The sequence below is a fragment of the Pseudanabaena sp. PCC 9330 genome (assembly GCF_055795045.1).
In genome coordinates, this window is the sequence record NZ_JAYFES010000108.1 from 81,458 (window position 1) to 101,043 (window position 19,586).

General features: G+C 57.2%; 17 protein-coding genes. 6 read left to right on the forward strand and 11 right to left on the reverse strand.

Going from position 1 to position 19,586, the window contains the following annotated elements; genetic code table 11:
- Positions 1-99: 99 nt before the first annotated feature.
- The gene (gene trmFO / locus AC0QKW_RS15335) at positions 100-1,485 is read right to left on the reverse strand and encodes an FADH(2)-oxidizing methylenetetrahydrofolate--tRNA-(uracil(54)-C(5))-methyltransferase TrmFO (RefSeq protein WP_473151949.1); all 1,386 of its coding nucleotides are present in this window, start codon (positions 1,483-1,485) and stop codon (positions 100-102) included.
- A 201-nt stretch (positions 1,486-1,686) separates the two neighbouring features.
- Here trmFO and AC0QKW_RS15340 point away from each other — a divergent pair, with 201 nt between their 5' ends.
- The gene (locus AC0QKW_RS15340) at positions 1,687-3,504 is read left to right on the forward strand and encodes an ABC transporter ATP-binding protein (RefSeq protein ID WP_473151950.1); all 1,818 of its coding nucleotides are present in this window, start codon (positions 1,687-1,689) and stop codon (positions 3,502-3,504) included.
- Between the two features lie 174 nt (positions 3,505-3,678).
- Here the strand turns inward: AC0QKW_RS15340 and AC0QKW_RS15345 are convergent, their stop codons facing one another.
- The 3 genes from AC0QKW_RS15345 to AC0QKW_RS15355 all read right to left on the reverse strand — a co-directional run bounded on the left by AC0QKW_RS15345 (position 3,679) and on the right by AC0QKW_RS15355 (position 5,025).
- Positions 3,679-3,927, reverse strand: coding sequence for a hypothetical protein (locus AC0QKW_RS15345; RefSeq protein ID WP_473151951.1), 249 nt, complete (start codon positions 3,925-3,927; stop codon positions 3,679-3,681).
- Between the two features lie 159 nt (positions 3,928-4,086).
- Positions 4,087-4,563: a MerR family transcriptional regulator gene (locus AC0QKW_RS15350; protein ID WP_473151952.1), complete on the reverse strand. Its 477-nt coding sequence runs from the start codon at positions 4,561-4,563 to the stop codon at positions 4,087-4,089.
- A 204-nt stretch (positions 4,564-4,767) separates the two neighbouring features.
- Positions 4,768-5,025, reverse strand: a complete 258-nt coding sequence (locus tag AC0QKW_RS15355) for a MoaD/ThiS family protein (protein ID WP_473151953.1) — start codon at positions 5,023-5,025, stop codon at positions 4,768-4,770.
- A 199-nt stretch (positions 5,026-5,224) separates the two neighbouring features.
- On the opposite strand from AC0QKW_RS15355, the gene AC0QKW_RS15360 reads away from it, so the two are divergent.
- Positions 5,225-6,040, forward strand: a complete 816-nt coding sequence (locus AC0QKW_RS15360) for an FkbM family methyltransferase (protein ID WP_473151954.1) — start codon at positions 5,225-5,227, stop codon at positions 6,038-6,040.
- Positions 6,041-6,059: 19 nt separating this feature from the next.
- Here AC0QKW_RS15360 and AC0QKW_RS15365 read toward each other — a convergent pair whose 3' ends face one another.
- Positions 6,060-6,713 (reverse strand): hypothetical protein, encoded by a 654-nt coding sequence (locus AC0QKW_RS15365; RefSeq protein WP_473151955.1) that lies wholly within the window; start codon positions 6,711-6,713, stop codon positions 6,060-6,062.
- Between the two features lie 295 nt (positions 6,714-7,008).
- On the opposite strand from AC0QKW_RS15365, the gene AC0QKW_RS15370 reads away from it, so the two are divergent.
- Positions 7,009-7,419, forward strand: coding sequence for a hypothetical protein (locus AC0QKW_RS15370; protein ID WP_473151956.1), 411 nt, complete (start codon positions 7,009-7,011; stop codon positions 7,417-7,419).
- A gap of 3 nt (positions 7,420-7,422) precedes the next feature.
- Positions 7,423-8,679, forward strand: coding sequence for an aldehyde dehydrogenase family protein (locus tag AC0QKW_RS15375; RefSeq protein WP_473151957.1), 1,257 nt, complete (start codon positions 7,423-7,425; stop codon positions 8,677-8,679).
- 12 nt (positions 8,680-8,691) lie between these two features.
- Here AC0QKW_RS15375 and AC0QKW_RS15380 read toward each other — a convergent pair whose 3' ends face one another.
- Entirely contained in the window at positions 8,692-9,246 is a 555-nt protein-coding gene (locus AC0QKW_RS15380; RefSeq protein WP_473151958.1) for a hypothetical protein, read from the reverse strand.
- A 97-nt stretch (positions 9,247-9,343) separates the two neighbouring features.
- On the opposite strand from AC0QKW_RS15380, the gene AC0QKW_RS15385 reads away from it, so the two are divergent.
- Entirely contained in the window at positions 9,344-10,618 is a 1,275-nt protein-coding gene (locus tag AC0QKW_RS15385) for a cyclic nucleotide-binding domain-containing protein (RefSeq protein WP_473151959.1), read from the forward strand.
- Positions 10,619-10,690: 72 nt separating this feature from the next.
- Here AC0QKW_RS15385 and AC0QKW_RS15390 read toward each other — a convergent pair whose 3' ends face one another.
- From AC0QKW_RS15390 to AC0QKW_RS15405, 4 genes are all read right to left on the reverse strand, one after another.
- Complete coding sequence (locus AC0QKW_RS15390; protein ID WP_473152049.1) at positions 10,691-11,677, reverse strand: IS110 family RNA-guided transposase; 987 nt, start codon at positions 11,675-11,677, stop codon at positions 10,691-10,693.
- A 604-nt stretch (positions 11,678-12,281) separates the two neighbouring features.
- Positions 12,282-13,961: a transglutaminase domain-containing protein gene (locus tag AC0QKW_RS15395; RefSeq protein ID WP_473151960.1), complete on the reverse strand. Its 1,680-nt coding sequence runs from the start codon at positions 13,959-13,961 to the stop codon at positions 12,282-12,284.
- Between the two features lie 224 nt (positions 13,962-14,185).
- Complete coding sequence (brnA, locus tag AC0QKW_RS15400) at positions 14,186-14,410, reverse strand: type II toxin-antitoxin system BrnA family antitoxin (protein ID WP_473151961.1); 225 nt, start codon at positions 14,408-14,410, stop codon at positions 14,186-14,188.
- A gap of 100 nt (positions 14,411-14,510) precedes the next feature.
- Complete coding sequence (locus tag AC0QKW_RS15405; protein WP_473151962.1) at positions 14,511-17,927, reverse strand: WD40 domain-containing protein; 3,417 nt, start codon at positions 17,925-17,927, stop codon at positions 14,511-14,513.
- Between the two features lie 174 nt (positions 17,928-18,101).
- Between AC0QKW_RS15405 and AC0QKW_RS15410 the strand changes: the two genes are divergently transcribed.
- Positions 18,102-18,245, forward strand: coding sequence for a hypothetical protein (locus tag AC0QKW_RS15410; RefSeq protein ID WP_473151963.1), 144 nt, complete (start codon positions 18,102-18,104; stop codon positions 18,243-18,245).
- A 142-nt stretch (positions 18,246-18,387) separates the two neighbouring features.
- Here the strand turns inward: AC0QKW_RS15410 and AC0QKW_RS15415 are convergent, their stop codons facing one another.
- Positions 18,388-19,575 carry a DegT/DnrJ/EryC1/StrS aminotransferase family protein gene (locus AC0QKW_RS15415; protein WP_473151964.1) on the reverse strand — a complete coding sequence of 396 codons (1,188 nt, stop codon included), beginning with the start codon at positions 19,573-19,575 and terminating at the stop codon, positions 18,388-18,390.
- Positions 19,576-19,586: the final 11 nt, after the last annotated feature.

Consider the following 19,586-nt stretch of genomic DNA (forward strand, 5'->3'; position numbering starts at 1 on the left):
ACGATGATTGTAGCAAACCTTTGAGCAGCTGTAATAACCCAAGGCAGCTTTTATGCCTTAGGGTCTATACCTTGCCGGTGAAGCGATGGTGCGTGGGTCTCAGGCGATCGCGCTCAAGGTCTGACGGTGGAGAAAAATACTCTGCCCACCGGCCCAGGTGTCGAGGTCGCCAAGGGCGCGATCGCGGTACTGTCCGTAGCGCTCTTTTTTACCCCGCACCTTGGTGGGCAGCGGCGGCAAAATGCCAAAGTTGGGCGGCATCGGTTGAAAGTGCTTTGGCTCTGCGGCGGTAATGAAATCGACCAGAGCCCCCAGCATAGTGGTGGTTGGTGGGGTGATGCGATCGCGCCCCAGGGCCAGCCGAGCCGCATTCGTGCCAGCCAGCCAGCCCCCGGCCACTGCGGCAGTATAGCCCTCGGTGCCCACCAGCTGACCCGCCGCCAGCAGGGTCGGGCGAGCTTTAAATTGCAGAGTGCTGTGCAGCAGCTCCGGCGAGTTCAAAAATGTGTTGCGGTGCATCACTCCCATGCGCACAAACTCGGCGTTTTCTAGGCCGGGGATGAGCCGAAACACCCGCGCCTGTTCGCCCCAGCGCAGGTTGGTTTGAAAGCCCACCATATTCCACAGCTGGCCGCTCTTATCTTCCTGGCGCAGCTGCACCACGGCATAGGGCCTCTTGCCCTTGTTTTCAGGGTCTTTGAAATCGCCCAGGCGAGCATCAAACAGACCCACGGGCTTGAGCGGGCCGTAGCGCATGGTGTCTTCGCCCCGTCGCGCCATCTCTTCGATCGGTAGGCAGGCTTCAAAAAATTTGGCGGTTTCGCGCTCAAAGTCTTTGAGTTCGGCCTGCTCGGCGTTGCACAGCTCAGTCCAAAAGTGCAGGTACTGCTCCTTATTCATCGGGCAGTTGAGGTAGGCCGCCTCGCCGCGATCGTAGCGTGAGGCCATAAACGCCACCGCCTGGTCGATGCTCTCGCCCACCACAATCGGGCTGGCGGCGTCAAAAAAGCTCATGTAGCCCTGGCCGGTGAAGCGCTCCAGATCTACCGACAGCGCCTCGCTGGTGAGCGGGCCGGTGGTCAACACCACAATGCCCTCGTCAGGAATGCTCGTCACCTCGTCGCGGCGCAGTTCGATCAGCGGGTGATGCTCTAGGGTTTCGGTTAGGTCTTGGCTAAAAATACCGCGATCGACCGCTAGGGCACCGCCTGCGGGCACCTGGTGCTGGTCGGCTTTGGCGATTACCACTGAGCCGAGCTGGCGCAGCTCTTCGTGGAGTAGGCCCGAGGCGCGATCGCTCGACATGGCCCCAAAAGAGTTACTGCACACCAGTTCTGCCACATGCTCACTGTGGTGGGCGGGGGAGGTCTTATGGGGGCGCATCTCGTGCAGCACCACCGGCACCCCCGCCTGGGCGATCTGCCAGGCGGCCTCGGTACCGGCCAGCCCGCCGCCGATCACGTGAATGGGGTCTGGAGTTTGCACAGGCGTCTTTATAAAACTCAGCTTTTCTAGAATAGCGGGTAATTCTCCAACCCCAGTGTGGGATCAGCCTCGTCCCCTCTCTGGAGGGGTGCCCGGAGGGCGGGGTGGGTCAAAGCTGCACAGCAAAACGAGCAACCAAGAGTCGACAATCTCTTTTGTAGTATGTATACTACAAAGACTTTCCCACAGAACTATTCCGTCATGGCCAGCATTCATCAGGTGGTGCGCTACTACAGTCGCTATCGCCGAGCGGCAATCTTGAGCATTGCTGCCAGCAGCCTTTTCCAGATTATTGACCTGGCCGTGCCCTACGCCATTGGCCAGATTCTCAACGTGCTCTCCGATCAGCCCGTTGACCCGGTGAGCCAGAGCCTGGTTGACCGGGTGGCAGCGACGGTGGGGTATCCGGCGGGGCCAGGGTTGGCGATCGCCCTGTTGCTCACGGTGATCTTTGTCGCCACCGTGGTGCGGGCTCCGATTCAGCCCTGGCTGGGGGTGTGGTTTCACTGGGATATTGCCCTGCGCACCCGCCGCGACCACTCCCAAAATGTGGTGCGCAAGCTGTTGACCCTGCCGTTGAGCTTCTACGACGAAAACAACCCAGGCCGCATTGCCGGTCGCGTAGCCCGAGGTCTGTCTAACCACACCTGGACCTACCCCGAGGTTGCTGGCCAGCTGATTCCTAAAATGGTGCGCATCACCGGCATTTTCTTACTAATCGCCTGGATCGACTGGCGCATTGCCCTGGCGTTTTTGGTGTCGTTTGTGGTGATTTTGGGTTTTAGTCTCAAAGACCTGATTCGCCTCAACAAAAAAGAGCAGGTGCTCGACAGCTACATCGAAAACACCGAAAGTCGCACCTCTGAGCTGGTGACCAACATCAAAACGGTGAAGGCCTTTGCCACCGAGGCCCAGGAGCTCAAGCGACAGAGCCAGCGCCTTGAGCGCGAGTTTACCCTGGTCGATCGCGTCATCCACAAGGGCTACGTGATTCTCACCACCTGGCAAGATTTTGTCATTCAGGCCTGCGTGTTTGGCATTTTGGTGCTGACTCTGGTGGCTACCCTGCGGGGGCAGATTTCGCTGGGGCACTTTATCACCACCCTGACGGTGTCGAGCATGGCCTACTCAGAGCTCGAGCCCATCAGCAACCTGGCGGAGATCTTTGCCCGCCGCTACGCCTCGATGCTGCGGTTCCACGAGTTGATGGCCGAGCCCCTGGGCACCGACGTGGTCAACCTGACCGACAGCCCCGAGAGCCTGCCCAGCTACCAGTTCACGGGCAAGGTGCACTTTGATCGGGTGAGCTTTGGCTATGACGCCGAAAAGCCGGTGCTGAAGGACATTGACCTGCTGATCGAGCCGTACCAAACCGTGGCCCTGGTGGGGCGATCGGGCTCGGGCAAGTCGACCCTGGTGAAGCTGTTGTTTCGCTACTTTGAGCCGAGCAGCGGCCGCATTTTGATCGACGGCGAAGACATTCGCAGGCTAGATGTGACCGGCTATCGCAAACGTCTGGCGATCGTGCACCAGGAGGTCGACGTGTTTAACGGCACCCTGCTCGACAACCTGCGCTACGGTAACCCCGCCGCCTCCATGGAGGCGGTCAACGAAGCCTGTCGTATCGCCCGGGTAGATGAGTTTATTCACCGTTTGCCCAAGGGTTACTACACCGTGGTGGGCGAGCGGGGGGTGCGCCTCTCGGGCGGTCAGCGGCAGCGGTTGGGCATTGCCCGCGCCCTGCTGGTCAACCCCGATGTGCTGGTGTTTGACGAGGCCACCTCTAGTCTCGACTACGAGTCAGAGCGATCGATTCAGCTGGCGATGGGGGCTATTCTCGGTACCCGTACTACGCTGATCATTGCCCACCGTCTGAGCACCGTGCGCGAAGCCGACAAAATTGTGGTGCTGGAGGAGGGCCGCATTGCCGAAGTGGGCAGCCACGCCGAGCTGCTGGCCCAGGGTGGCATCTACCACCGTTTGCACGTGCTGCAAGAAACCGGCGAACTGCTGAGCTGATCAAAAGCCCCCGGATGCTTCCATCCAGGGGTTTTTTTAGAGGGAGATTCTGGATGAAAGCCTCATACCAAATCCTGCTCGCCTGCCCCCGATTCAGCCGGGCAAACGGTTGTTTGCCCCTACGGTTTGGCCTTTGGGGAATCGGGGGTATGGGACTCGGATTTGGTATCAGACCTAGGGCAGAGGCCCGATGCGCGATACCAGCGACCACCGATTGCGGGCGGCACTCACAAAAGAATCTAGCCCTAGACCACCCACGATCGCCGCTGCTCCATAGGATCGAAACCGATAGCCATCTTCTGCGATGTGGACTATGGCGATCGCCAAGCCCACAAACAGCAGGCCGAAGGCCGACGCCACCCATCGGTAGGATGGCGGTGGGATATCTGATTGAGGTTTAGGCTGCTGCTTAGAGTACTTCATCAGGTTAAGTTTAGGGTTGCGCACTCACTGTCTTACTTTGCCCATCTGCACCCTAGAGCCCACAGTAGGCCTCATTTTAGCCGTAGGGTCGAAAGGTTCAGCTTCCTACTGGTTTGGTAAAGGTGATCCCCAAAACCGCTGCCCCAGGCCCATTTGCAGCTAGCGATCGCGCACTTTTTGTCTAAAATTCTCTAGATCAACCACATTTTGAGGCTTGAGGTTTGCCGTCAGGCTGGGCAGACCCAGATCAAGGCTACCTAGCGGTGCTAAAACGAACTGCCCCATAGGGCTACACCGATGCCCTACCAGGTGAATCACCTGAGGAACAGTGGAGTCTGATCGCACCCAGCTGACCCCGTGACGATTGATGATCAGGTGCTTGTCGCGCAGGCTAGGGCCAAAGCCGTGGTCGTCAAAATATTGAATGATCTTGCGAATGGTTTGGAACGAAAGATGCTGGCGCAGGCGGCTGATCGCTCGAATCTCAAGCACCTGCTCCCAGGAGTAGAGCACCTCAAGGCGGGGCGGGTGCCCGGTGCGCTGGGGGATGATGATGCCGGTTTTTTCGAGATAGGCGAGGCGGCCAGGGCTGCTGCGGGCTAAGACAAGAGCATGGCGGCGAGGAAACCAGTCCATAGCGGGCGCTCCACACAAACGCTATATCTGGGGGCTATACCACCTACTCTACGCTATCGACCTCGGCTCATCCGGATTGTCATGAACCTTTTGGGCATCTGAGCAATCCCTTTTTGCAGCCCAAAATGGGGATCGCCCAGCACTTATAGGATCGAGCCGATTTTACGTTTTGTAAAGCACTTGCCCAAGGATAGAGTCTTTGTACTATCCCCCGCTTACTGGCGGTATGAGCACCACTTCATCCCCCGCCTGGAGAGGAGCATCTGCGGCTACAAACTGAAGGTTGAGGCCTAGACGGGTGCGACCGCGCCAGGGTTCTAGCTTTGGGTGTTCGGCCAGGGCGCGATCGCGCACGTCTCCCGCCGTCGCCCCCGGCGGAAACTGCCACTGCACCTCGGGCACCCCGTAGGCCTCTTGGTAAATAGCAAAGAGCTTGACGGTGACGAGAATGGCGTCTGACACGGCGGCGATCGCTCCTCTGGGGCAATCGTGCGATCGTACCAATTTAGTCGTCGTTTAGGTGGCCTTTCTGGTGGTCAAGGCGATACCGTAGGGGCAGCGAGGTAGGTTTTCTAGCAGCGATCGGCCAATCGCCAGCTAGACTGGCGATCTCGCCGCCGCCTAGGGCATCGTCTCAATCCCTTACTGAGTCTCCAAATTAATGCGCGTTGAAGCTTGCTGCCAGGCCCTGTTTGAGCACCTACTGCCCGATCTTGACCCCCAGCGCCAGGGGCTGTGTGTCGATGTAGGTGTGGGCACCTTTGCCTTTTACTGTGAGCTGTTTGCCCGCCTGGGCTACGCCACGGTGGCGGTCGAGCCGGTCCCCAACGATAAGCTGCGGGCGCTGTGCCAGCAGCATTCGATTCAGCTGATCGAGCAGTGCCTGTCCGATCGCGTCGGCACCCAGACGCTGCACCTGGGCGAGTTTGCCAATTTGGCCAACAGCAACTTCAGCTCTTTGGCGGCTGACTGGTTTGGTGCCTCCGCCAACACACGCGAGGTGCCTACCCTCGATCTAGCCGCCCTACTAGACCAAGTAGACGTCACCCGCATCACCGCATTTAAACTCGACATCGAAGGGTGGGAGCCAGTGGTGGTGCAGCAATTTGCCGATCTATCTCCAGATCTGCTGCCCGAGGTGGTGATGTTTGAGTATGGCGGCGGTAGCAGCCAGGCCCAGGGCAACAAGGGGTGGTCGCCCAAGTTTCTAGAGGGCACGATGACCTGCCTCAAGACTCTGCAAGCGCGGGGCTACGGCTTCAGCATCATGGTCGACTATGCGGCAGGTACCGAAGTCAAGCTGTTTGACCTGCAAACTCTAGATCTAGCCAGGGAGTCACCCTTTTACGCCAACGGAGTCTACGGCAACATTCTCTGCTTTTACCGCCAGCGCTTTGCCCCAGAGAAAATTGGCAAAATTTGTGCCCCCTACGGCGGTGGTCTGGCCAACTGGCTAGTCAGCAAGCTGGTGTCTTGATGGCGTTAGGGTGCCAACGCTAAGGCTCGATCGCTTCGGGTAGCTTTTCGTCGTAGTAGTAGTGCCAAAGAGACGCTACAGGCTCTTCGGTGTCTAGATTTAGGCCGACCGGGGTATCGGCGGCAGCCACCAAAAAGGAGTCGGGGTCTGCCTGGTAGGCCGCTAGAAGAGCCTTTTCTTCATCGGAAAGGTCAGGGGAGCTGTCCTGCTCAATTTCTTGTAGGGTGGTTTCGACCAGATCCATCTGCTCTTCGGCGGCATTTAGCTCCTGGTGGGTTTCAGCGCTGAGCAGTTGCTCTAGGGGCTGGAGCTCGGCGATGTGGTGGGAGAGGGCTTGCAGCTTTTCTTCGTAGGTTTTAGTCAGCTGCTGTAGCTCTTGACGGTGCTGGGCCTCTTTTTGATCGAGGGCGGCTTGGTGGTGGGCCTGCTGCTGCGCCAGGGTGGCCTCCAAAGCGGCTTGCTCAGATGCTGCTGCGCGCAGCTTGACCTGGTGAGCCTTGAGCGCCCTGAGCAGGGGCACCATCTGGCCTTTCAGGGTCATGTGGTCGACGTCGAGCTGCTGAAACCGCTCCGCCAGGGTGACGTAGGCGCGGCAGAGGCGGGTGTAACGCTCTACCATCTGGTTGACGTGCTGAAAGTTTCTCACGGCCAACTCCAGGCGTTCGGTCGTCATGGCAACGTTCTCCCCAGGGGGCAAAGGGGCGGGACGTTCGGAACATTAGATATTCCCTTAAGTATCATGTTTATCTCGAAAAACTCAAGCACCGGAGTTGTTTTTCAGCAATTCTCTTTTTGAGACAGCTGCCGCTCAGTCTGAGCGATATGCTCTAAAAAGACCAAGATAAAAATTGTTGTTTGTTTTTATGTGAGCGATCGCCCTGCCGGTTGTGTTTCCAGAGAGGTTTTGGTTAATGTGTCAGAATGTGGGGTAGCTATCTGGCCCTACTCGCCCCCACCCCGGCAGTGCTGTGCGTACCTACAAAAGCCAAAAGATCGACCAGAACGCCGACTATCCCTGTCCCTGTCGCCGCAATGGGTGCATTAAGCCCATTACGTTGACCGAGGCCTTTGGCTGCGATCGCTGCCAGCAGATTTTTGTGGTGCAAGACGACGGCTACGTGATCGAGCAGCTCTCCACCCACTACCCCTACAAGCGTCTCTGGCGCTGGACGGGCCAACAGTGGCGACTCGATCGCGCCTCTCTGGGCACCAGCTACCTGCCCCTGGTGGTGTTGGCCTGCTTTGGCATTATGGTGTTTTTCTTGTTGCTGGCTACCCTACAAACCCCCAACGGCACCCCCTCGGCGGCGCGCCTGCTGACTACCCTGGCGGTGTCGCTGGCGCTGGTCAGCCTGTTTTGGCTGGCTTCGCGGCGCTAGGCTATGACAGACCTCACCACCCAGGGCGATTTTAGTGCTGCTGTCGACCAGGTTCGCCAGGCCGGGCGTGAGCTGGTCGCCGCCGGGGCCGATGCCCAGAGCCAGCTGTTAGAGGCTGTAGCCACGGAGCTTGACGCCAGCCGCGATGCCATTCTCGAAGCCAATACCCTCGATTTAGAGGCCAGCCTCGACATGGCGGTGCCTGAGCGAGTGCTCGACTGGCTCAAGCTCACCCCCGAGCGGCTGCAAACCACCGCCAAAATTTTGCGCCGTCTGGCCTCCCTGGGCGATCCTCGGGGGCTGCTGCATCCTGCTCCTAGCCGTTTGAGCAAGATGGTGGCGGGCCATGGCCAGGTGGTGCCCCTGGGGGTGGTGGCCCTGGTCTACGAAGCCTTTCCTGAGCTGGCGGCAATCATGGCGGGGCTGAGCCTGCGCACGGGCAACGGCCTGGTTCTCAAGGGCAGCAATGAAGCCAGCCAGACCAACCAGGCCATTTTGCAAGCGCTGCACAGCGCCCTCGATCGAGTGGGTCTACCCCAGGCCTGCATTCTCTCCCTGACAGAAGCCCAGGGCGATGCGGCCCGTACCTGGCTGCTGCAAGCCCCCGGTGTCGATTTGATTATTCCCTACGGGCGGCCAGGGCTGGTGCAGCAGGTGGTGCGCCAGGCTGGGGTGCCCGTGCTGCCTACGGCCATGGGCAACTGCTATCTCTACTGGTCGGCCTCGGGGCAGCTCGACACAGTGACCCGCATGGTGGTCGATAGCCACCGGGGCGAGCCCGACGCTGTGAATGCGATTGAAAAGGTGCTGGTACATCAGCACTGTAGCTCCTCGGCGCTAGTGCAGCTCTGTCATGCCCTGTGGGATCAAAACTTTACGGTACTGGCTGACGAAGCGCTGCTGGTCGATCTGCCCGACGCTAAGCCAGCCACCGCTGGCGACTGGGATCGCTCATTTTTAGGCAAGACGGTGGCCCTGCGATCGGTAGCGGATGGGGCGATCGCCGCTGGGTTGATCAATCGCCACAGCAGCGGCCATGCCAATGCGATCGCCACCGAGAGCTACACCGAAAGCAGCCGCTTTACCCAGATGGTCACCAGCGCGGTGGTCTACGTCAACAGCTCGCCCCAGTTTGTGCGCAACCCAGCCCAGGCCAGCGCCATCGCCCTGGGAATGACGGCCCAGCGGGGGCGATGCAGTGGGTTTGTGGGCCTCAGCGCCCTGCTGACCACCCAACATATTTTGCAGGGGCTAGAGTAAAAGGCAAAACCTCTACCGAATGGCCAGACCGACGGCACCGCCGAGGGCCAGACCGATCAGACAGGTCGTAATTAATAGTGTGCTGGTCTTGCTGCCGGGGTTGCGGTGCAGCAGACGATCGCCCAGGGCCGCCGTCACCAGGCTACACAGCCCCGCCAGCCCCACCGCCATCAGGCTGAAGAGCAAGACCTCTTTGAACAAGCTCACCAGGGTGACCTCGTCAATGTTGTCGGTACCCAGATGGTTGAGGGCGATCGCCAGGGCCACCGCCAATGCTCCGCTGCCTACAATGCCCAAGAGCACCAGCAGGTTTGCCCTCAGCCAGCGAAACCGCTGGAGCGCCTGGGGGCCAGCCAGGGCCAGCCCCTGCAACACCGCTCCCCCAGCGGCCACCGCCCAGACCCAGAGCGGCGCTAGGCTGGTGACAATCATGCCAGCGGCGGCGTAGAGCAGCCCGCACAGCAGCCACAGCCCGGTAAACGACCGCCGCGCCGATGGTCTACCGGGCTGTCGTCGGCGACGCTTGGCAGCGGGTGTAGAGCGCGGGCGTTGGTTGGTTGGGCTCATGGGGGGCAGCCTGCGGAAAAAATACCTCAGGTCTAGTTTGCCAGGAAGCAGAGCATTGTGCAGTAACCTGGTCATAAAGCTCTGTTTTCTGGCCTGAATGAGTGTACCGATCACGGCGTTAGTTCAAGGGTTGTTGGGTGCCTCTAGTCTGCTGGTAGGGGCGGCCCTGGGCATTGCCTGGCGACCCGCCCGGGGGCTGACGGCGGCGATCATGGCCTTTGGCAGCGGCACGCTATTGTCAGCGATCGCCTACGACATTACCCTGCCAGCCTTTCAGAGCAGTGGGTTTTTGCCGCTGATGGCGGGTTTTGCTCTGGGCGGCACGTTGTTTACCGTCTTGGTCAGCTACATCGACAACCAGGGGGGGTTTATTCGCCACCAGTCATCGTCGCGGCGCTTTCTCTACCACCACCGCCAAGACGAAGCCTCAGAAGTGCTCGATCGCATCAGCCACGTGGAGGTGCTCCATAGCCTCTCTCCCGCCGAGATGCAGGCCATCATTCCCCTGCTCAAGCCCCTGCGAGTAGAGCCCGACACGGTGCTCTGCCAGGAGGGTGCTCCCGGCAACTCGATGTTTTTAATCGTCGAGGGCGACGCCGAGATCTACAAAGGGGCCCAGCGGCTGGCGGCCCTGGGGGCGGGCGAGATCTTTGGCGAAATGGCCCTGCTCACAGGCGAAGAGCGATCGGCCTCGGTGGTGGCCAAAACCCCGATGGAGCTCTACGAGCTCGACAAAGCCGACTTCGACGCCATGCTCACCTACGCCCCCCAGCTCTCCAGCGCCCTGAGCCGCATTCTGGCCCGGCGGCTGCGCCAAACCACCCAATCGACCGCCAAGCCCGTAGCCGTCGATGACAACCATTGGCGGCGGCAGGTGCTCGACAGCGTTGAGGTCGATATTCCTATTTCCGAGCAGCAGTTTCAGGAGCTAGCTCAAAGCTCGGCCCCCCTGGCCATTCTGGTGGGCACCCTGCTCGACAACATTCCCGAGGCTCTGGTGATTGGCTTTCACGTCGGCACCGGCCACACGGGGGCCTCGTTTCTGATGGCGGTATTTATTTCCAACATTCCCGAGGCCATGTCAAGCTCCATTGGCATGCGCCAGGCGGGTACATCGGCGCGGCGCATTTTGGCCCTGTGGGGAGGGGCGGTGCTGCTTAGCGGGCTGGTGGCCATGGCGGGCACTCTGATGGTGCCCGTGGTCTCAGAATGGATGCTCGACATGGCCAAGGCCACGGCGGGCGGGGCCATTCTCGCCATGATCGCCAGCACCATGATGCCCGAAGCCTACGAGATGGGGGGCGGTTCGGTCACCTTCTCGACCATTGCTGGATTTTTGGTCAGTTTTTACCTGGCTTCATCGGCGTTTTAGGGGATGTCTGCTTCAGGCAACCTAGTGGCCTGTCAAGCCTAAATTTGTAGATACTGTTTAAGTCGCTGTAGGTCAAGTGTTCTGGGGGACTAATTTAGCCGAGTCAAATTTTTCCCTCGAAGACAAGACGCCGTAGATGATTCGGATCAGTTTGTGCATGACAGCTGCGACAACTTGCATCTTCTGCTTTCCGGCGGCCAACAGCCGTTGCCGAAACGCTTGGATTTCAGGGCAGTAGCGAATCATCACGAGGGCTGGGAAATAGAGGGCCTTGCGCAGACGGGCATTGCCAATCTTGCACAAGCGAGTTTTGCCGTTGATGGAACTACCGGACTGAAACTCTTGGGGGGTAAGACCGGCAAAAGCCGCTAATTGGCGTGCTGAGCCAAAGACCTCAATCGAGCCGATTTCGCCGAGCACGGTGAGCGCCGTCTGGGTGCCGACGCCTGTGATGGACTCTAAGAGGGCCTGTTGCTCAGCTAAGCGGTCATGGGCTTGAATATGCTGCTGCAAGCGCTTTTTTAGCGCCGTTTCTTGCGCCTCCATGAACTTGAGATGAGCATCAATATCGGCCCTAAGTCCGTCATCATCGCAGAGCTCTCGGCGGTTCTTCTCCTGCGTCATCATCTGCTCAAGCGCCTCTAGCCGACGGGTGAGCGCCTGGAGTTTGGCGACCTCATCAGGCGCGGGGTGCCAGAGCGTCGGCTTGAGGTCTCGACAAAAGCGGGCGATGAGACTGGCCTCGGCCGCATCATTCTTAGTTCGGCTGAGCTGACTTTTACCATAGCCTTTGATGCGGGCCGGATTGACGATACTGACGTGATGGCCCTGGTGGTGCAGATAACGCGCTAAGGCATGACCGTAGGTGTTGGTGGCTTCCATGCACGCGTGGGTCTGCTCAATGTCCTGAGAGTTCAGCCACTCCGTTAACTGCTCAAAGCCAGCAACTGTATTGTCGAATTTGGCCCGTTTCGCGCGCTTACCCTCGCTCAGCACAGCGACGTCAAAACTGACTTTGCTGATATCGATACCTAACGGAACCATCGGGGATGCACTCATCATGTCTACTCCTGAGTCCGTAACAACCGAGCCACGTAACAAGCGCACTATCCTTGCGGAATCCGGGTTCCCATCAAAGGGCTGCCCAGTATACTGTCCAGGCTGCTTGGGGTGGCTGTTGGAGGGGTGGGGAGGCTCTATGGAATCTACGACGCAAGCTTGGAGGCTTGAGGTTGGGTTCGGAGTCCTCCCCTCAACGATATGCCTCTAGGATAAATCCGAGGGGCGTACCGCTTATATACAAGGTTGGGTGGCGCGCCAGCAAAACCCAACCAGTCTCACTGCTGTTGGGTTCCACTGCGTTTCACCCAACCTACAGGAACCCTAGTTTTAGTCTTGACGCTGCACTAGGGGAAATAGTTTCCCCTAGGTCGTTATGGCGAATCCGAATTTCATACCCCTGATTTCCAACTGACCCACCTGTAGGGCGTTGGCGTAGCCTGGCCGGAGGCCTTACCGCTGTTCGCCCTGCTGAATCGGGAGTAGGCGAGCAGGATTTGATATTAGGAGCTGTCATCAATGAGTCGCCTATGGCCCAAGGATAAGAGGTTACAGCCCCTAACCGGTTGTCTGGGAGGGTTTTAGTTGTAACTGATGACAGGCCCTAGGGTGCCAGCTCTCCCAAGATCTTAAAGCGCATGTGATTCACGGCCAGATCGCCCAGGCGCACGCCGGGGTCTGCCGGGGTGTTTTGCTTGGGGTGAAGCAGCTTCTCAAAGGGAATGCCCTTGCCCATTTCCACATGCCACCAGGGCAGGCCCATTAAAAAGCGGGTAGGGTAGGGGCCACCCTCCTGGGTGTCGTCGGGGTTTGACTCCATGGGCACCCAGCCAAAACCGGGAATGTAAAACTCAATCCACACGTGGTTGAAGTCGGGCTCGTGGTAGATGCCGGGCTGGTCGGCGCGGGCGGGGCATTTGTAGCGGCCCACGGTGCGACAGGCAATGCCGTTGAGCCGCATCAGGGCCAGCAGCAGGCCCACATATTCGCCGCAGGAGCCGCGCCCCCGCAGCAACACTACGTCGGGGGTCTCGATCGCCGGGGTGACCGCGTAGGAGAGCTTGTCGTAGACATAGTTGCGAATGCTGAGCACCTGGCGCAGCAGGTTGGTCTCGGTGCCCACGGCCTCGCGGGCCGCCGCCTGGATCAGGGGGTTATCCATGGCTAGCTCGTCGTCGTCGATCAGGTAGCGGGGGCCATACTCGGGGGGCAGGGGTGGGGCCGACTCGACCTGACGGGGGGTGAGTTGGTATTTGATGCCGTAGATTTCGACGAGGGCCTTCCAGCCGAAGAGGTGGCGCTGGTTGGGGTCGATGCGGTCAAACTTGAAGCTGGCCAGGCGTTCGCCCCCTTGCTCGACCTCGGCAAAGGGCAGACCCACGGGCTCTACCGACTTGACCCGCTGGCGATCGGTGCTGGTGGGAAAGGCAATACGCCACTCCACATTCTCTAGGGGAATGGCGTCTTCGAGGGTGTCGATCTCTTCGACGTAGGTCATCTCGACCAGGTAGCCGGTGGTGCGGCAGTAGTTGGCCTCTTTGTACCAGCGAAAGCTGAGGGGGTGAATTAGGGTGCGATCGCGCAGGGTCAGCTCGTAGGGGTCTTCGCCGTTGGGGTCGTCGCGGACGTAGGGCTCTTCGTTGGTGTACGACACCCAGATGGTGCCGCTGTCGGGGGTGGTGCCGGGGGGCACTGCCAGGCCGGTGGGGGTGGCAAAGGGGGTGAGCATTTTGACCACCAGTGCCCCGGTGGCGCGATCGAGGCAGTAGACGGTCTGCTCGGTCTGGTCGCAGACCCACAGGTAGTCGCCCCACACCGAGAGATTTTCGACCCCAATGCCGGGGGCCGAAAACTGGGTGATGCGCTGGCCGGTGGTGCGATCGCAGACAAAGATACAGCCCCCTTTTTTGCAGCTGACGTAGAGGGTGTTTTCCCACAGGGCGATGCCGTCGGCGGGGTAGGGCAGGGTGAGCAGCGGCACCGGCTGAATGTTGCCCAGGGCGGTGGTGTAGACCGTGTGGTCGCAGCAAAACCACACCTGGTCGCCCCAGCAGGCAATCCCCGTGGCCCCGTAAAAGGCCTCGGCATTTTGCGAGTTGAGCACCTCAAGCTGGTCGGTGGTGGGGTCGAGGCGCAGCAGGTAGCCCCGAAAGGGATCGACCGCCAGCAAGCGATCTTCCTGAATGGCCAGGCCGTAGAGGGCCTTGACCCCAATCGGCTGAAGTAGTGGAATCGCCCCCACTTGGGGCAGGGCCGGAGACATGGTCGAAGAAGAGTCAGGCATAACCAGCGGGGCAACCCAGAACGAAGGTAGGCAGCGGGGCGATCGCGCCCTCGCTAAGGTCATATCCTAGGGGACTAGGGCGGTAAAAAGTGTAGTTTTCCTAGCCCAAGGGCAGAAACCTTTGGGAGGATCTCACCGAACGGCATGATCTGGGGTTGCATCTTGCGCTCTTCGCGTTCATAGGGCTGTTTTTTGGAGAGAACGGGCAAATCTGCCCCTCCGCTCTAGATAGCTTTGAGGCGTTCGGCCAGCCAAAGTTTGATGATGGCTTCTCGATGGATACCTAGCTGCTCGGCTTCGCGATCGAGCGCAGACACCATCCACTGGGGAAAGCTGATTTCCACGAACTGAGGTTCTAGCCCAGGGCGCTTAAGAGGAGACAGGTCGAAGTAAGGCAGAATGTGTTCTTCACCGTCGTCAAATGTGCGATCGCGCTCTTCAGCGTTCATATAGCAATAACTTTTCGTATGCTTTGCGTAGGAATTCTCTCCCTGGCGTTATGTGCCCCAACCCCAGGGGATGCAGCAGCTTCAGGCTGGGGTGGGGTAATTACCGCAGCGACTCTAGCACCTCTGGGGTAAAGGGGTTTTTGCCCTGTTCTAGAGTCTTAACCCACTCCTGGCGCTGGGCTTTTTGTTCGGCATTTGAAGTTGACTCGATGAAGACTTTGAAGTCAGCAATGGCTCCTTGAGTGTCGCCAGTAAGGGCACGAGCTAAGCCACGGCTATCAATAATGTTGCCGTCTTTTGGCGCAAGAGAAACGGCCTTTTCGCAGGCGAACATGACAGCTTCTGCCTGGCTGTAGGTACTGCCATCCCAGCAGAGTGTGTTCCAATCATAGGCTGAAATACTATCTTCTATTTCGAGGGCTTCGGCTTGGCGGTAGGCTCCTATAGCTTCTGGTACGTTGCCCTCATTAACAAATTGTTCACCCTCATCCAAATATCCCTGCACCGCCAGTTCTTTAGCGTGGGCTTCGGGTTCAAAGTCTAGGCTAGGATCTAACTGCTTAGCTTCAGCTAACTTAGCAGTTGCATCAGAAATCTTCCTTACTTGGGCAAGTTCTTCTGCTTCGTTAACTAGGGTCTGGGCTGTAGCTACGTTTTGGGCTTTTGTCTTGTCGTCAATGTCAAGACGGCTATCCCAAGCGGTAGCTTGCTGAAATAACTCTCTGGCGCGTTTAATGTTGCCGTCACGGGCTAGTTTTTCGCCCTGGGTCACTAGCATGGGTGCTGCCGCCACCTGTAACAAGGGGTCGCTTTCCTGGCAGGTTTCTAGTTCCATAAGAAGTTCTGGAGATTGCTTGACAAAGTACGTGCCCAGCCAATTACAGCCCTTAGCAATCAAATCCTCTAGCTGAAAAGTCCACAGTTTTACAGTATTATCCGCGCTTGCACTTGCAAGGGTTTGGCCATCAGGACTAAACATCACACTCCAGACCGGACCATCATGTCCATGCAAAGTCTGTAATGCTTCACCATCTTTACTCCACAACTTCACAGTATTGTCTACACTACTACTTGCAAGGGTTTGACTATCGGGATTAAACGCCACGCTCAAGACTATAGCACTATGGCCTTGCAGGGTCTTTAATAAATCTCCATTTTGACCCCATAGCTTTACAGTATTGTCCGCGCTTGCACTCGCAAGAATTTGACCATCAGGACTGAAAGTTACACTCCAAATTGGAGCTTTATGACCTTTAAGAGTATTTAATAAATCCCCATTTTTACTCCATATCTTCACTGTGTTGTCATCACCGGCACTAGCTAGGATTTGGCTATCAGGACTGAAGGCTAAACTTAGGACTGGAGAACTATGGCCGTCAAGAATTTTATATTCTTCACCATCTTTACTCCATAGTCTAACTAAGGTATCTGCGCTAGCGCTGGCAAAGGTTTGACCGTCAGGACTGAATGCCACATCCCAAACTCCATCCCTGTGAGCTGATAGAGTTTTCAATAAATCACCGTCTCTGCTCCAGATCTTTAATGTTTTGTCTGCACTGGCGCTTACAAAAGTTTTGCCATCAGGATTAAATTCCACACTCCTGACCTTATCTGTATGATAGTCTTTGATCGTTCTTAGTAAATTGCCTTCTTGGTTCCAGATCTTTAATGTGTTGTCTGCGCTAGTGCTAACAAGTGTTTGACCGTCCGGACTAAATGCTAGATTCAACACTGGATCGGTATCCTTTTTAAGGGTCTTTAAAGAGTCGCTATCCCTGCTCCATATTTTCACAGTATTGTCATCGCTAGCGCTAGCAAGGGTTTTCTCATCAGGACTGAAGGCCACACCCCAGACTGAGGCACTGTGACCTTTAAGAATCTGCAAGGGTTCGCCGCTCTTATTCCAGAGTCTGACTGTATTATCATCGCTGGCGCTGGCGAGAGTCTCTCCATCAGGACTGAAGGCCACATCCCAAACCCAGCCACTATGGCCTTTGATGTCCTGCAGGAATACGCCTTCCGTATTCCATAGTTTCAGCGTACTGTCTGCACTAGCACTAGCGATTATTTTTCCATCAGGACTAAAGGCTACACCTCTTACTGGGGTACTGTGGCCAATAAGAGTTTTTAGAAAATCACCGTCCTTAGTCCATAGCTTCACAGTATTATCATCGCTAGCACTGGCAACTATCTCTCCATTAGGACTGAATGCTACGCTCCTGACTCCTCCCCTATGGCCTTTAAGCGTAACTAATTCCTTACCATTTTTAGTCCAAAGCTTAACTGTATAGTCATCACTACCACTGGCAATAATTTCTCTGTCAGGACTAAATGCCACACTCCAAACTAAGGAACCATGGCCGTTAAAGGTTATCAGTTCTTTGCCACCTTTAGTCCAGAGTTTTACCGTATTGTCATTACTAGCACTGGCAAGCATCTCCCCATCAGAGCTGAATGCTACATCCCAAACCTCACCTTCATGCCCTTCTAGGGTTCGCAAGAGTTCGCCACTTTTATTCCAGAGCTTAACCATATTATCTGCGCTGGCACTGGCAATGGTTTCCCCGTCAGGGCTAAACACTACATTCCTAACGCTATCAGCATGACCAATTAACCTTTCTTGTTCTCTAACTCCAAAAACAACTTCTCGTATCGAAGAGACTGTCCGAAAACGGGTATCAGGCTCTAAACGGTTGTTATTTAGGCTTTGTATTCCTTGTGCTGTGAGCATCGCTTGTGTCACTGCCTGCTGTTCTAAACCTGCCTCTAAATAAACTTCCATTGCTAGGCTCTCAGCCACAAACTGGGCGTTAATTTCTCCTGTGAGTGCTTTCTGTTGCTGTATCCAGGCAAAAGTGCCTGCTCCGGTTGCTAATAGTAGTAGACCTGAGAGGGTTCCTACAAGTAGTCCTTGTCGCTGGGTAGTGCCTTTGCGGCTGGCACCAATGTAATCTGCCTGTAATTCTGTAGGTGTGGGGTCTTTCCCAGTGGTGGCATGTAATAACCATTGCTCTGCCTTATTGAGCGTACTGCCGCGCAGTAGTAAACTGGCATCCTTATAATTCTGTCTCCATTCGATCGCTCTCAACTCTAAGCGAGTATGAGTTTTCTTGTATTCTAAGTCTGTATTAATGGCTTCTACTAAAGTTGAAAAAGTTGCATCAAAATCACCCTCTAACTGAAAGGTAATCCATTGATGTTGTTTCACTTTTTCATGGAGACTTGCAGTTGAAAAATCTTTACGCCCCAGCAGCAAAGATATCAGGCGTTTGCCGTGCTGGATAGCGTGTTTAATTTCTTTTTGACAATATTCTGATAAAACGGAGTCTTTGCTGAGGATAAAAATAAATGTGTGGGCTCCTTCAATGCCCGCCTCGATTTCTTTCCACCACTCTGCGGTGGGAGCAATATCCTGATAGTCAATCCAGACTTCATACTCGCTGGCCAGCAGAGCAGCATGAAGCTTGCGCACAAACTCTTTGTCGCGGCGCGAGTAGGAGATAAAGACGTCGGCCATGGTGGCAGCGGGTGGGAGCTACCCGCCCAAGATAGCCCGCGATCGCCCAACGCCCCCCATTTTTAAGACTATTCCCCACATTTAGCTATCCCTGACCCGCCCTCCCTGCAATTAATGCAGTGGCGGTATGCTTTGGGGCAGCTCTGGCGCGGGGCAGCAGCTATGGAACAGTGAGTGTACGACGAGTTTCTGCCCGAGAGTAGTTTGCAGCTAGAGGGAGCCGAGATTCTGGTGCGGCGGTTTTCGCACCCGGTGCTGACGGTCGATCTAGCCCTCACCGACGCCATTCACTGCACGGTGCTTGCTGATTTATGCTGACAGAGCAGTCAGCCGAGTTTTGGGTCAGTTTCACCAAAGAAAATTCCCCAGCACTTTTGCTTCCTCCTGAGGGCGCAGGCCCTGTGCCCCTGCATGGGGGTATCTTCTTTTCTAGAGATCTCTTTAGCAACAGCACCTGGAGTCAAAGCGCACTCAGAATCGTTCTTAGGGTGCTAAGGGTCTTTTGATTAAGGGTTAACAGATAGCGGGGGGCGAGAAGCAGCAGGCGATCGGCGAGGCGATCGGTCACGGGTAACGAGACCTCAGGGCGGGGGATAGGGGCGGTCGATCGCCCGGTCAGCACCTGGTGACGGTAGGCTGGGTCGGTGTACACCCGCAGACGGTGGTGCAGCGGAAAGGGATAGGGGATAGCGTCAATGCCTTCGGCCTTGAGGGTGCGCAGCACCGTAGCCCGCGAGACCCGATCGCCCAGTAGCTGAATCGGGTAGCCCTGGTAAAACCCACCCCGCACGGCTTCACGACTGGGACGAGCGATCGCAATGCCTGGCACATTGCCCAGTTCGGCATCTAAACGCCCCACGTTTTGGCGCTTGAGTTGGTTGTAGTCGGCTAGATAGTCGAGATCCACATCGGCCAGTAGCGCGCCTAGGGGGGCCATGCGCCGCTTATAGCCCACTCCGGTGTAGCAAAATTCTTTGGCGTCAATGTCGCTAAAGTAGTCGCTGTGGCGGTCAAAATGGCCCCACATCGACATGCGCACAAAATCGGCCCAGTTGTCGGTGACCACCATGGCCCCCTCCCCTGCCGCCACTGGCTTACTGCCCTGGAGACTAAACACCCCAAATCGGCCAAAGGCACCGCAGGCACGATCGCCCCACCGAGCCCCGTGGGCATGGGAGACATCTTCAATCAGGGTAATATCGTGGCCCTCTAGCACTGCCATCAACGACCCCATGTCTGTCGGAATGCCCCAAATGTGGACCACAATCACCGCCTTGGTGCGGGGGGTAAGGTTGGCCTGCACCGCCATTGGGTTTAGGGTCCACGACTTTTCTTCGACATCGGTAAACACCGGCACGGCTCCAGCGTTGAGAATTGGGTCAATGGAGGCGTGGAAGGTGCAGGACGGCACAATCACCTCGTCCCCAGGGCCGACTTGGGCGGCAAATAGGGCTGCTTCTAGGGCCGAGGTGCCATTGCACAACGACAGCCCGTAGTCTCGCCCCACCCACCGGGCGTAGCGCTGTTCAAACGCTTCTACAAAGGCGGGATAGCGGGAGATGTCGCCCCGCCAGATCGCCCCGGCTACGCGGGCGATCTGGCGGGTGCGGCGACGGGTGCTGATCCAGCTGCGTTTGAGGGAGTGCATGGTCTCAAGGG